A 12,615-nucleotide genomic window follows, 5' to 3' on the forward strand; every position below is an offset into this window, starting at 1 on the left:
CTAGCGTGGTCCCTTGCCCCGTCGGGAGAGGGTGCTGGAGAGGCAACGATCGCTAGGGTGCAGGCAAAATCACAACACCTGCACAGTCGGAAAACCACATTTCTAGAGAAGGAGGGAGTATCCCATGGCAGTCGTGACCATGCGTGAGCTTCTTGATGCTGGTGTGCACTTTGGCCACCAGACCCGTCGTTGGAACCCGAAGATGCGTCGGTTCATCTTCACTGACCGCAACGGGATCTACATCATTGACCTGCAGCAGACCCTGACCTACATCGACGAGGCGTTCGAGTTCGTCAAGGAGACCGTCGCCCACGGTGGCACCATCCTCTTCGTCGGCACCAAGCGTCAGGCTCAGGAGGCCGTGCAGACCGAGGCCGAGCGCGTCGGGATGCCCTACGTCAACCACCGCTGGCTGGGCGGTATGCTCACCAACTTCCAGACCGTCTCCAAGCGTCTGCACCGCATGAAGGAACTGCAGGCCATGGATGCCGCGGAGAACGGCTACGAGGGCCGCACCAAGAAGGAAGTCCTCATGCTCACCCGCGAGCGCCAGAAGCTGGAGCGCGTCCTCGGCGGTATCGCGGACATGACCAAGGTCCCCTCCGCCCTCTGGGTCGTCGACACCAACAAGGAGCACATCGCCGTCGCTGAGGCGAAGAAGCTCGGCATCCCGGTCGTCGCCATCCTCGACACCAACTGCGACCCCGACGAGGTCACCTACCCGATCCCGGGCAACGACGACGCCATCCGCTCCACCAGCCTGCTCACCCGCATCATCTCCACCGCTGTGGAGGAGGGCCGCAAGGCTCGCCAGGAGCGCGAGCTGGCTGCCGCCAAGGAAGCTGCCGGTGACACCGCGGAGAAGGACGCCGCCGCCGTCGAGAACGCTGAGGCTCAGGCTGAAAAAGCCGAGGACGCCCAGTAGACTCTGCCTCGACACATCGTCCATCATGCCCACCCCGTTCGCTCCGGTTCCGAGCCGGGGATGAACGCTGGTGGGCAGAGTACAGACTTCATCTGTTCCCACCGAAGGAGAACACACTAACTCATGGCGAACTACACCGCTGCAGATGTCAAGAAGCTGCGTGAGATCACCGGCTCCGGGATGCTGGACTGCAAGAAGGCGCTCGAGGAAACCGAGGGTGACTTCGAGAAGGCCATCGAGGTCCTGCGTATCAAGGGTGCGAAGGACGTGGGCAAGCGCGCCGAGCGCAACGCCTCTGAGGGGCTCATCGCCGTCTCCGGCAACACCATGATCGAGGTCAACTCCGAGACCGACTTCGTCGCCAAGAACGCCGAGTTCAAGGACTTCGCCGCGAAGATCGCCGAGGCTGCCGCCGCTGCCAAGGCCAACTCCGCCGAGGAGCTCAAGGCTGTGGAGGTCGACGGCCAGACCGCCGCCGACGCCATCCAGGCCCTCTCCGCCAAGATCGGCGAGAAGCTCGAGCTGCGTCGCGCCGCGACCATCGAGGGCGAGAACGTCTCCGTGTACCTCCACCACCGTTCCGCTGACCTTCCCCCGGCCGTGGGCGTCCTCGTCGCCTACGAGGGTGAGGGCGAGCAGGCGAAGGAAGCCGCTCACAACGCCGCCATGCAGGTGGCCGCGCTGAAGGCCTCCTACCTCTCCCGCGAGGACGTCCCCGCCGACGTCCTGGAGAAGGAGCGCAACATCGCCGAGCAGATCACCCGCGAGGAAGGCAAGCCGGAGAAGGCTATCCCGAAGATCGTCGAGGGTCGTCTCAACGGCTTCTTCAAGGACGCCGTCCTGCTCGAGCAGCCCTCTGTTGCTGACAACAAGAAGACCGTCCAGAAGCTCATGGACGAGGCCGGCGTGAAGCTCACCAGCTTCATCCGTTTCGAGGTTGGCCAGCACTAATACGGCTCTCACGATTGGGTGCGACACACCTTATCTAATGAGACCACCCCGCGCCACGGGCGCGTAGGGTGGTCTCTGTCTTTTTCGAGACGTGTCAGGACAACCAGGTGAACGAGGGGACTTTTCACAGAATGGACGCGCCACACAACGGGCCTTGGCAGCCGGAAAAACCGCAGCTTGCCTTACCTCCCGGACAATCGAGCGCGCAGCGAAAAGAGCTCCCCGCTCCCGCCCCAGCGTCGGTGGATCCGCAGACTGAAACGAGCCCCGACGCGGCCATCTCCAGCCCCGCCCCGGCCTCCCCGCGTCCGCGCCGCGCGCAGCCGCAGACCATCGCCGCCACGAAGGGCACGAAGAAGCCCACCCGCCCGGGGGCCAGGCCTCGCATCCGCCGGGTCCCAGGGCTCGACGGCATCCGCGGCATCGCGGTGGCTGCCGTCGTCCTCTACCACTTCTTTGGGGATCTGCTTCCGGGTGGTTACCTTGGCGTCGACGTCTTCTTCGTCCTCTCGGGCTTCCTCATCACGTCTCTCCTCGTCCGGGAGAAGGCCGTCACGGGGCGCGTGAGCCTCAGCCAGTTCTGGCTGCGCCGCGCCCGACGGATCTTCCCCGCGGCCACCTTCGTTCTCATCATTATGACGGCCATTGGTGGCTGGTGTGGTGGGGACGCCGCCGTCGGGCTGCCACGCCAATTCTTCAGCTCGCTCCTCTTCACCAATAACTGGGCGCAGATCATCGCCTCCCGCTCCTACTTCGCAGACCAGGGCGCCGAGTACTTCGCGCACTATTGGTCCCTCTCCGTGGAGGAACAGTTCTACGTCCTCTGGCCGCTCCTCTTCCTTCTCATCATGAAGGTGGCGGGGAAGAAGAGGGCTCGACGCGCCATCCTCGCTTTCCCGCTCCTCCTGGCCCTGCTCTCGGCGCTGGCGATGCTCCTGCTCTACGACCCCCAGCAGGATCCCTCCCGCGTCTACTACGGGACGGATACGCACGCCTTCGGCCTCCTCCTGGGCGTGGCCCTGGCGCTGGGGCTGAGCTCGCACAGCTCCGATCCCGAAGCGGACTCCTGGCCCGTCGTGACGGGGCGTCGTACCTGGGGCATTCCGGCGCTCGTCGCGATGCTCGTGCTCCTCGCGCTCTTCTTCACGCTGCCGGATCAGTCCCCGGTGACGTATCGCGGGGGGCTGCTCGTGGCGTCGATCGCGACGGTGGTCGTCGTGGCGGGGATTGTCCGCGGCCACACCATCCCGCAGTGGGTGGGGGAGAGGCGAGTCCTCCGCCACCTCGGCGCCATTTCCTTCAGCTTGTACCTGTGGCACTGGCCGGTGGTCATCGTGCTGCGCGAGCTCGTGCGCAGGCTGGGGCCGGCGGACATCGACCCGAACGTTGTCATGTGGATCAGCGGCCTGCTGGGCCTCGTCATCTCGATGCTGCTATCCGAGTGGAGCTTCAAGCACATTGAGACCCCCTTCCGTCGATACGGCTACCAGGCCGTGTTCCGCCAGTTCTTCGGCGAACCCGCCGGTCCTTCGCAGCGCTGGGGCTGGGCTGGGGGCGCGGTGGCTCTCACGGTCCTCACGCTGGTGAGCCTCATCGTGGCGCCGCAGCACACGCGGCTGGAGGCGGATCTCGCGGCTGCTGCCCAGGACAAGGGCACCGCCGAGCAAGCCGTCAACCCGGCAGAGGAGAAGGAGAAGGAGGAGCGCGTCATGCCCTCCGGCGACAAGATCACCGCGATCGGCGATTCGGTGCTCCTCGCCTCGAAGGACGCCATGATGACGGAGTTCCCCGGGATTTACGTCGACGGTGAGGTCTCGCGCCACTATGCCGCAGCGCCGGGGATCATCTCCGGCATGGAGAGCCAGGGCACCCTCGACCCCTTCGTGGTCCTGAGCTTTGGCACCAATGGGCCGTCGTCGGGCGCGGGCGATCCCGAGTTGCTCAACCAGATCATCGACAGCCTGGGGGAGGACCGCACCATCATCCTCGTGATGCCCTATGGGGATCGCGGCTATATGGCGGAGGCCCAGGAGGAGGTCCGCACGGCTGCGCAGGAGCACGAGAACGTCTACGTGGCGGATTGGTGCCATGTGGCCCAGGCGAACCACGGGCTCCTGCGGGAGGACCAGATCCACCCCGAGCCCCAGGGTGCTACGGCCTATGCCCATGCTGTGCGCTCCGCCCTGGAGCAGTGGCAGAAAGACGAGAAGAAGGTACCCGCTCAGTGCGGTGTCTAATCCGCTAAAGGTAGGATGTACGCGGATAGCATCGTGACGATTGTCGACGAGAAAAGGAGACGGGCCATCGTGAACGCCCCCGCAGAAAGCGCGAGAAACACCGGATACAAGCGTGTCATGCTGAAGCTGGGGGGTGAAATGTTTGGCGGTGGCCAGGTCGGGATTGACCCCGACGTCGTGGAGAACGTCGCCCGCCAGATTGCTGAGGTCTCGCGTGCGGGCGCGGAGATCGCCGTCGTCATCGGTGGGGGCAACTTCTTCCGCGGGGCCCAGCTGCAGCAGCGCGGGATGGACCGGGCGCGCTCGGACTACATGGGCATGCTCGGCACGGTGATGAACTGCCTCGCTCTCCAGGACTTCCTCCTCCAAGAGGGGGTGGAATGCCGCGTGCAGACCGCCATCCAGATGACCCAGGTTGCGGAGCCCTACCTGCCGCTGCGCGCCTCCCGCCACCTGGAGAAGGGCCGCGTGGTGATCTTCGGTGCCGGCATGGGGATGCCCTTCTTCTCGACGGACACGACGGCCGCCCAGCGCGCGCTGGAGATCGGCTGCGAGGTTCTCCTCATGGCGAAGGCCGTCGACGGGGTGTACAGCGATGACCCGCGCACGAATCCCGACGCGGAATTCTTCGAGGAGATCACCCCCCGCGAGGTCATCGAGAAGGGGCTCAAGGTGGCGGATGCGACGGCCTTCAGCCTCTGCATGGATAACAACATGCCGATTCTGGTGTTCAACCTGCTCACTGACGGCAACATTGCGAAGGCAGTGGCGGGGGAGCGAATCGGTACCCTGGTTCAATCCTGATAATCTCAAGCCCAGTGCCCCATTACACCCGGAGAAGGACAAGCCATGATTGATGAGATTCTCTTCGAGTCGGAAGAGCGTATGACCACGACCGTCGAGCACACCCGCGAGGAGATGACGACGATTCGCACGGGGCGAGCCAACCCCGCGATGTTCAATGGGGTTTTCGCCGACTACTACGGCGTGCGCACCCCCATTAACCAGATGGCCACGATCTCGGTGCCGGAGCCGCGGATGCTGCTCATCAAGCCCTACGAGATGTCCATGATGGGGGAGATCGAGGACGCGATTCGCAACTCCGACCTCGGCGTGAACCCCACCAACGACGGCCAGGTGCTGCGCGTCACCGTTCCGCAGCTGACGGAGGAGCGCCGCCGGGAGATGGTGAAGCTCGCGAAGTCGAAGGGTGAGGACGGCAAAATCGCCATCCGCAACGTCCGCCGCAAGGGCATGGATCAGCTGAAGAAGATCCAGAAGGACGGCGACGCCGGCGAGGACGAGGTCCAGGCAGCCGAGAAGGAATTGGACAAGATCACCCAGACGTATGTGGCCCAGATCGACGAGGTTGTGAGCAAAAAAGAAGAAGAACTCATGGCTGTGTAATCGTCAGCATCTGGAAGGAACTCCGTGAAAGAGCGCACCCGTCACCCCGACCCCAGCGACGCCCCCTCGTCCCGCTCCAAGGCAGGACGGGACTTGAAATCGGCCATTGGTGTCGGGGTGGGGCTGGGTGCGCTCACCCTTCTCTGCATGCTGGTGTTTCCCATCCTGTGGTACCCGCTCGTGGCCTTCTTCCTCGGGCTCGGGATGTGGGAGGTCTGCACCCGCCTGAGGGATAAGGGCTTCGTGATTCCTCGTGCGCTCATCATCGTAATCGGTGAGGCCATGATCTGGGCGAGCTGGCCCTTCGGGGCGAAAGGCCTGGTGGCCGCCTATGTCCTCGGCGTCCTCGCGCTCATGTACGGGCGGCTCTTCCGCCACGGCACGCATTCGGCGCCCCACAATTATGTCCGCGATACCGCGGTGGGGCTCTTCGTCCTCACCTGGATCCCGATGTTCGGCGCCTTCGCCGCGATGATCTCCCGGATCGACGCCGATGGGGCCACACCCCGGGGCTCTCTCTACATCGTGACGTTCATGCTGTGCGTCGTGGCCTCGGACGTGGGCGGGTACGTGGCCGGGGTGCTCTTTGGCAAGCATCCGATGGCCCCCGCGGTGAGCCCCAAGAAGTCCTGGGAAGGCTTTGTGGGCTCGCTGGTTGGCGGCATTGTCGTCGGCACCCTCTGCGTGACGCTACTGCTTCACCACCTGTGGTGGATGGGTCCCATCCTGGGTGTTCTCCTTGTCGTCTGTGCGACGCTGGGGGACCTGGTGGAATCCCAATTCAAGCGGGAGCTGGGGATCAAGGACATGTCGAACCTCCTGCCGGGCCACGGCGGGGTGATGGATCGACTCGACGGCATGTTGCCCGCAGCCATGGTGACGTGGCTGATCCTCACGATCATCCACTCCACGGGCGCCGTCTAGCCCCCCCGAGCGAGAGCCTGAGCGGACTCTAGCGCGAAACCTGGCGCACCTGGCGGCGCAGTTGGAGCATCCGAACTCCACCCACGAGCGCCATGATGAGCGCGCCGAAGATCGCGAAGATGAGATAAATAAGGCCCGCCGAGAGACTGAACTCCCAGGCAAAGAGCGTGACAGTGGCCTGCTGCTGGTTCTGCACGATAAAGACAATGAGCACGATGAGCAGCAGCGCGCCGATAATAAGCCCCACCCACGTGCTGCCGGCCAGCGAGCCCGTGACCTCCCGGCGAGAAGTCTCGGAGGTGCTCGGCTGAGTGGTGCTCGAGTGGGTGGGGGCCGGCTTCGCAGAGGAGTCCGTGGACGGGGTGGGCGTTGGGGCGGAGGCGGCGGCGGGGGAGGATGCGAGGGTCTCGTCGGTGGTGGGGCGGCGGTCGTCGCTCTCAAAAGATTGGGTCATGCTTCCTAACTTACGCACTCCGGATTCGTTCTCGCAGAAGCGGCCGTGTAAAGATAAGAAGCATCATGGCTAAACCAGTGGCACTTCAGTTCGCTGCGCCCAAGCGCGGCCTTCCCCCCAAGCACTTCGCGGATCTCACCCAGGAGGAGCGCATCGCGGCGCTCGCGGAGCTCGGCCTGCCGAAGTTCCGGGTGGATCAGATCGCCCGGCATTATTATGCCCGCTATGAAGCTGACCCGCTCACCATGACGGATCTTCCCGCGGCCCAGCGCGAGAAGGTGAAAGATGCCCTCTTCCCGACGCTCATGACCCCGGTGCGCAGCATCGAGACGGATAATGGCGAGACCCGAAAGACGCTGTGGAAGCTGCACGACGGCACGCTGCTGGAATCCGTGCTCATGCGCTACCCCGACCGGGCCACGCTATGCATTTCCTCGCAGGCCGGCTGTGGCATGGCCTGCCCCTTCTGTGCGACGGGCCAGGGCGGGCTCGACCGCAACCTCTCCACCGGGGAGATCGTCGATCAGGTGCGCGCCGCCGCGGCGACCATGCACGCGGAGGGGCGTCGCCTGAGCAACGTCGTCTTCATGGGGATGGGGGAGCCGCTGGCCAACTACAAGCGCGTCGTCTCAGCAGTGCGGCAGATTACGCAGCCGGCGCCGCGGGGCTTTGGTCTTTCCCAGCGCAACGTGACGGTCTCGACGGTCGGCTTGGCGCCAGCTATCCGGCGCCTCGCGGATGAAGACCTGTCGGTGACGCTGGCGGTGTCCCTCCACACCCCGGACGATGAGCTTCGTGACACCCTCGTCCCGGTGAATAATCGCTGGTCGGTGAGCGAGGTCCTCGAGGCCGCGCACTACTATGCCGAGCGCAGCGGGCGCCGGGTGTCCGTCGAGTATGCCCTCATCCGGGACATCAACGATCACCCGTGGCGCGCTGACCTGCTTGGCCGCAAGCTCCACAGGGCTCTCGGTCCGCTCGCGCACGTCAACCTCATTCCGCTCAATCCCACCCCGGGCTCGAAGTGGGATGCCTCCCCGAAGGAGCGGCAGGATGAGTTCGTCCGGCGGGTCGCCGCCCAGGGCGTCACCTGCACCGTGCGCGATACCCGGGGGCAGGAGATCGCCGCTGCGTGTGGCCAGCTGGCCGCGGAGGATAGGGCCGCCTCATAAAGATAAGGAGTGATAAACGTCATTCACTGATAGACTCAGTGACATGATTGAGCTTCACGATGACCCCCGAAGCGTTGCGCTGGCTCTTCGTGGCGTGCGCAAGGTGTTCGGGAATAAGGTGGCCGTCGACAACCTGAGCCTCGATATCCCGCGCGGGGCGCTGTACGGGGTGGTCGGTCCCAACGGCGCGGGGAAGACAACGAGCCTGGCCATGGCCACCGGGCTGCTTCGCCCCGACGCGGGTGAGGCCTACATCGCGGGCCACAACACCTGGGAAGAACCCGAGCTGGTGCGCCAGAAGATGGGGCTCCTCATCGACGACGCCCCCTATTTTGACCGGCTCTCGGGCCCGGAGATCCTCGCCTTCACCGGGGGACTGCGGGGAATGGATCCTGATACCATCGCCCGCCGCGGCGAAGAGCTCCTCGACGCACTGGGACTGGTCGAGGCGGCCGACACCCCCATCGGGGAGTATTCCGCGGGCATGACGAAGAAGATCCTGCTTGCCGTCGCGATGATCCATAACCCGGAGGTCCTCATCCTCGATGAGCCGCTGGAGTCCGTGGATCCCGTCTCCGGCAAGCTCATCCAGGACATCCTGCGCGCTTACGTCGGGGCGGGCGGCACCGTGGTGATCAGTTCGCACGTCATGGAGCTCATCGAGGGGCTCTGCGACTACGTGGCGATCATCGACCGCGGCACCGTACGCACCGCCGGCCACGTCGACGAGGTCCGCAACGGCCGCCGCCTCAGCGACGTCTTCGTCGAGCTCGTGGGCGGGGCCTCGCTCAAGGAGGGATCGCTGGGCTGGCTAGGGGGCCGAGACCATGTCTAAGTTACAAACGACGTCGGGCGCCGGTGCCTCCACCAGTGAACGCATCCGCGCTATCGCGGGGGAACCGCGGCCTCAGTGGCGACAGCTCATTGCGCTCCAGCGGCTTGTCGGCTGGCGCATTGTCAAGAACAACAAGTCGATCCTCGTGTGCCACATCCTCTTGTGGTTCTACGGGCTGTGGGGGCTGCTCTTTGCTGGCCTGGGCTGCATCGGCCTCCACGATGATCCCCAGGGCCACGCGGCCATCATCCCGGGCACGCTGGGGTTTGCGACACTCTTCCTCTGGCTGCTCGCGATCACCTTCCCCCTCGGCGACGCCCAGGTCCAACCCCGCCAGACGCCCACCCTCCCGCTGTCCATGCGGGACTACCTCGTGGCGACGCTCTGCGGGAGCATCATCCAGTCGCGGGGAATCCTCGTCATCGTGTGGACCGTGGTGTTCTCCGCGTGCGTGCTCGTCGCGCTTCCCACTCTGAGCGCGAGTGTGGTCGTGGCCGTGGTGCTGGGGGCGATCGGGACCATCCTCATCACGATCGTGGGGATGTGCTTTATCCCGCTCATCTTCGGTGCGGATCATTCCGCGCAGAAGGACAAGCTGGCCAAGTACAGCGTGGTGATCTTCTTGGTGGTGATCCTCGCCGCGAACATTATGCTTCGGCTTGAGAATCCGCAGAACTGGATCATGGAGTTCGGGCGATTCATCCAGTGGACTCCCTTGGCTGCGCCGGCGGGGATCATCGCGCACACACTTCATGGCTCTCTGATGGGGGCACTCCTGTGCCTCCTCATCACGGTGGCGACGGTGGCAGTGCTGATCTGGTTCATCGCCGTGGCGCTGCGCCATCAGATCGCCGAGCCGCTCGTGCGAGAAACAGCGAAGGAACGCCAATCGACGGTGGACAGCACCGTGATCAACCCGCGTGCCCTCCTTCTCCCCGGCCTTCAGTGGAGGCCCTGGAGCATCGTGGGTTCGGTGGGCGTGCGCAGTTTTGTGAAGGACAGCCGCACGGCATCGCTTGTGTGGATGCTTCCCATCCTCGCGATCTTCTTGGCGTACATGGCCTACTCCACGGACAACTACATGATGTCCGTGATATACACCTGCTTCTTTGCGCTGATTCTCGCGAGCCAGTCTGCCAACGTCTTCGGTCTCGACGGGCCCGGCACGGGGCTCTACCTCAGCTCTGGGGTCTCCTCGCGGGCGCTGCTCCTGGGCCGGGCTTTCCCCTTGTACCTGTTGGAGATCGTCGCGGTCGTGCTGATGAGCGTGGCAAGCGTCCTCCTCTTCATCGTGACGGGTCACTCCGATGACTCGACGTGGTTCTGGTTCTGGGCCAGCATGACCTTCGGCCTCGGGGCGGCACTGTCTTCGATCGGGATTGGGTTCCTGCTCAGCACTTACAATCCCTTCGCCATGTCCAAGCCCGGCACGAGCCCCTGGGGCGACCGCAGCGGCTTCAAGGCGGCGGCACTGGTGAGTTCCTTGATCTCCGTATTCACGGGCTGGGTCCCGCTCATCCCGGGAATCGTCTGCATTGTCGTGCAGTACAACGTCGAGGTGGGGCTCTGGCTGCGCATCCTCGGCTATGTGCTCGCCATCCTTGTCCCCCTGGCTGTGCACGTGCTCTTCCTCAACCTCGGGGCCAAGAAGTACGAGCAGAGTGGTGCGGAGATCTACCAGAAGGTGAAGAACTGGATCAGCGCCTAAGGCGCTTCTGGTTCCTCAAGGGGGTGACAGGGGAGCGACGGTAGCGTGGAGCCTCTCCAACGCTTCGCGGGAACGCACAGCGAAGCCCCTCCTCCGGCTGGTGCGGAGGAGGGGCTTCAGCGTGCTGGCGTTCGCTCGATGAGGAGCGCCAAGGAGAGAAAGAAAGCTTAGTGCTTGCTGTGCAGCGCGTGCGCGCCCTCGGAGGAGCTCACGGCGCGCAGGTGCTGCACGCGGGAGGGCTCGATGTTGAGGGAGCGGAGCTGAGAATCAGAGAGCTCAGCGTAGGGGCCCTGCAGGGTGGCCTGGAGGTACGCCCACTCAGGCTCCTGGTGGCCGACCGGCTTGTTGCGGGCGGTCACGGTGCGAACCTGGTGGCCCTGCGGCTGGAACAGGTGAATGAGAAGGCCGAGGGCGATCACGGCAGCGAGGACGACGAGGAAGATCGTCTCCACGTGACCGCGGTGGTTACCAAAGTGGTAGGCGAGAAGAACGAGGACAGAGATCCACCCGGCGATCTGAATAGCGGTGCGGCTCAGGCCGTGCCACCCCCAGGCGGCGGAAGGCTCATCGAGCGTGGATACCCCGTTGTGAATTTCCGGCTTCAATTCGTGCGAACCAGCCACAGTTCTCTCCTTATGTCGCTACAGGACTCTTGCTCTCCTTATCCTACACATGGCGCCCTCAGTTTCCCCTCATCCTCCGCGGCCACCATCCTTTTGGTTTACCCGCATTCGGGGTGACGGGCGGCGGACTTTCCCATCTCCGCCCGGGGTGCGAAAATGGACGAATGACGAAGCGCATCCTCATCCTTGGATCTACAGGTTCGATTGGCACCCAGGCGCTCCAGGTTCTCGACGCCCACCCGGAGCTCTTTGAGCTGGTAGGGATCGCAGCGCACGGCTCGCGCCCGGAGCTCATCGTCGAGCAGGCCAGGCGCTGGAATCTTCGGCCTGAGCAGGTGGCGGTGGCTGATGCGGAGGCTGCGCGCGTCGTGTCCGAGGCGCTGGGCGGCCGAGTACTGGAGGGGGAGCAGTCGGCGGCGGAGCTGGTCCGTGCCGCGGCGGCAAGCGATACTCCGCCGGAGACGGTGCTCAATGCCCTCGTCGGCTCCTTAGGTTTGGCCGCAACGCTGGCGATCATCGAGGAGGGCGCGACCCTCGCGCTCGCGAACAAGGAATCCCTCGTGGCGGGCGGCCGTCTGGTGACCGGCCGGGCGCGGCCGGGGCAGATTGTCCCCGTGGACTCGGAGCACTCGGCGATGGCCCAGTGCCTCCGGGCGGGTTCGGCGAAGGATATCCGCCGCTTCGTGCTCACCGCGTCGGGCGGGCCCTTCCGCGGGTGGAGCCGCGAGGACATGTGGGATGTCACGCCGGCCCAGGCGGCGGCGCATCCCACGTGGTCGATGGGGCAGATGAACACGCTGAACTCCGCCACCCTGGTGAACAAGGGCTTGGAGCTCATCGAGGCCACGCTGCTCTTCGATATTGACCCGGACATGATCGAGGTGACGGTGCACCCGCAGTCGATCGTTCACTCCATGGTGACCTTCGCTGATGGAGCGACCATCGCCCAGGCCTCTCCGCCCTCGATGCTCATGCCGATCTCGCATGCCCTGGCGTGGCCGGAGCGCGTCCCGGATGTGCAGCCCCGGCTCGACTTCGCCGAGTCTCACACGTGGACCTTCGCCCCGGTGGACAACGAGGCCTTTCCCGCGGTGGAGCTCGCCCGCACGGCCGTCCGGCAGGGCGGCGTGCTGCCGGCCATCTACAATGCGGCCAACGAGGAGGCCGCGGCCGCCTTCCTCGAGGGGGTCATTCACTTCCCGGAGATCGTCGATATCGTTGCCGATGTGATGAACTCCTCAGCGGCGACGGCGCCCGGCTTCGCCACCGAGACCGAGGGCGGCGCCGGGGACGTCCGAGTGGTTCTTGAGGCGGAGAAGGCCGCCCGGGCCCTCGCGCAGGAGGAGATCGGGCGACGCACGTCGAGGAATGAGAGGTAG

At 64.9% G+C, this 12,615-nt stretch carries 12 protein-coding genes; 10 read left to right on the forward strand and 2 right to left on the reverse strand.

From position 1 onward, the window contains the following. Nucleotides 1-124 precede the first annotated feature (124 nt). The 6 genes from rpsB (at nucleotide 125) to L1O03_RS04230 (ending at nucleotide 6,444) form a co-directional block, all read left to right on the forward strand. Nucleotides 125-925, forward strand: coding sequence for a 30S ribosomal protein S2 (gene rpsB / locus L1O03_RS04205; protein ID WP_236118190.1), 801 nt, complete (start codon nucleotides 125-127; stop codon nucleotides 923-925). Between the two features lie 123 nt (nucleotides 926-1,048). Beyond that, the gene (gene tsf, locus L1O03_RS04210) at nucleotides 1,049-1,876 is read left to right on the forward strand and encodes a translation elongation factor Ts (protein WP_236118191.1); all 828 of its coding nucleotides are present in this window, start codon (nucleotides 1,049-1,051) and stop codon (nucleotides 1,874-1,876) included. 242 nt (nucleotides 1,877-2,118) lie between these two features. After that, nucleotides 2,119-4,113, forward strand: a complete 1,995-nt coding sequence (locus L1O03_RS04215; RefSeq protein ID WP_236118192.1) for an acyltransferase family protein — start codon at nucleotides 2,119-2,121, stop codon at nucleotides 4,111-4,113. Between the two features lie 117 nt (nucleotides 4,114-4,230). After that, on the forward strand, nucleotides 4,231-4,917 hold the full coding sequence (gene pyrH / locus L1O03_RS04220; RefSeq protein ID WP_236118193.1) for a UMP kinase: 687 nt from the start codon (nucleotides 4,231-4,233) through the stop codon (nucleotides 4,915-4,917). Nucleotides 4,918-4,962: 45 nt separating this feature from the next. After that, a complete protein-coding gene (gene frr, locus L1O03_RS04225; protein ID WP_236118194.1) occupies nucleotides 4,963-5,520 on the forward strand; it encodes a ribosome recycling factor in 558 nt (185 codons plus the stop codon). A gap of 24 nt (nucleotides 5,521-5,544) precedes the next feature. After that, entirely contained in the window at nucleotides 5,545-6,444 is a 900-nt protein-coding gene (locus L1O03_RS04230) for a phosphatidate cytidylyltransferase (RefSeq protein WP_236118195.1), read from the forward strand. Between the two features lie 28 nt (nucleotides 6,445-6,472). On the opposite strand, the gene L1O03_RS04235 is transcribed toward L1O03_RS04230, so the two are convergent. Beyond that, on the reverse strand, nucleotides 6,473-6,898 hold the full coding sequence (locus L1O03_RS04235; protein ID WP_236118196.1) for a LapA family protein: 426 nt from the start codon (nucleotides 6,896-6,898) through the stop codon (nucleotides 6,473-6,475). Between the two features lie 65 nt (nucleotides 6,899-6,963). Here L1O03_RS04235 and rlmN point away from each other — a divergent pair, with 65 nt between their 5' ends. From rlmN to L1O03_RS04250, 3 genes are read left to right on the forward strand one after another with little or no spacing between them, the layout of a single operon-like run. Then, nucleotides 6,964-8,070 carry a dual-specificity RNA methyltransferase RlmN gene (rlmN, locus tag L1O03_RS04240; RefSeq protein ID WP_236118197.1) on the forward strand — a complete coding sequence of 369 codons (1,107 nt, stop codon included), beginning with the start codon at nucleotides 6,964-6,966 and terminating at the stop codon, nucleotides 8,068-8,070. 43 nt (nucleotides 8,071-8,113) lie between these two features. Beyond that, nucleotides 8,114-8,905 carry an ABC transporter ATP-binding protein gene (locus tag L1O03_RS04245; RefSeq protein ID WP_236118198.1) on the forward strand — a complete coding sequence of 264 codons (792 nt, stop codon included), beginning with the start codon at nucleotides 8,114-8,116 and terminating at the stop codon, nucleotides 8,903-8,905. Next, nucleotides 8,898-10,613: a hypothetical protein gene (locus L1O03_RS04250; protein ID WP_236118199.1), complete on the forward strand. Its 1,716-nt coding sequence runs from the start codon at nucleotides 8,898-8,900 to the stop codon at nucleotides 10,611-10,613. Before L1O03_RS04245 ends, L1O03_RS04250 begins: the two co-directional genes overlap by 8 nt. A 167-nt stretch (nucleotides 10,614-10,780) precedes the next feature. Here the strand turns inward: L1O03_RS04250 and L1O03_RS04255 are convergent, their stop codons facing one another. Further along, complete coding sequence (locus L1O03_RS04255) at nucleotides 10,781-11,236, reverse strand: DUF2631 domain-containing protein (protein ID WP_236118200.1); 456 nt, start codon at nucleotides 11,234-11,236, stop codon at nucleotides 10,781-10,783. A 164-nt stretch (nucleotides 11,237-11,400) separates the two neighbouring features. Between L1O03_RS04255 and dxr the strand changes: the two genes are divergently transcribed. Next, the gene (gene dxr / locus L1O03_RS04260) at nucleotides 11,401-12,615 is read left to right on the forward strand and encodes a 1-deoxy-D-xylulose-5-phosphate reductoisomerase (RefSeq protein ID WP_236118201.1); all 1,215 of its coding nucleotides are present in this window, start codon (nucleotides 11,401-11,403) and stop codon (nucleotides 12,613-12,615) included.

Source organism: Corynebacterium uropygiale (genome assembly GCF_021568315.1).
GTDB classification, from domain to species: Bacteria; Actinomycetota; Actinomycetes; order Mycobacteriales; family Mycobacteriaceae; genus Corynebacterium; species Corynebacterium uropygiale.

Coding starts and splice junctions, on each gene's coding strand:
- rpsB (WP_236118190.1), top strand. CDS start 125: ATGGCAGTCGTGACCATGCGTGAGCTTCTTGATGCTGGTGTGCACTTT.
- tsf (WP_236118191.1), top strand. CDS start 1,049: ATGGCGAACTACACCGCTGCAGATGTCAAGAAGCTGCGTGAGATCACC.
- pyrH (WP_236118193.1), top strand. CDS start 4,231: ATGCTGAAGCTGGGGGGTGAAATGTTTGGCGGTGGCCAGGTCGGGATT.
- frr (WP_236118194.1), top strand. CDS start 4,963: ATGATTGATGAGATTCTCTTCGAGTCGGAAGAGCGTATGACCACGACC.
- L1O03_RS04235 (WP_236118196.1), bottom strand. CDS start 6,898: ATGACCCAATCTTTTGAGAGCGACGACCGCCGCCCCACCACCGACGAG.
- rlmN (WP_236118197.1), top strand. CDS start 6,964: ATGGCTAAACCAGTGGCACTTCAGTTCGCTGCGCCCAAGCGCGGCCTT.
- L1O03_RS04245 (WP_236118198.1), top strand. CDS start 8,114: ATGATTGAGCTTCACGATGACCCCCGAAGCGTTGCGCTGGCTCTTCGT.
- L1O03_RS04250 (WP_236118199.1), top strand. CDS start 8,898: ATGTCTAAGTTACAAACGACGTCGGGCGCCGGTGCCTCCACCAGTGAA.
- dxr (WP_236118201.1), top strand. CDS start 11,401: ATGACGAAGCGCATCCTCATCCTTGGATCTACAGGTTCGATTGGCACC.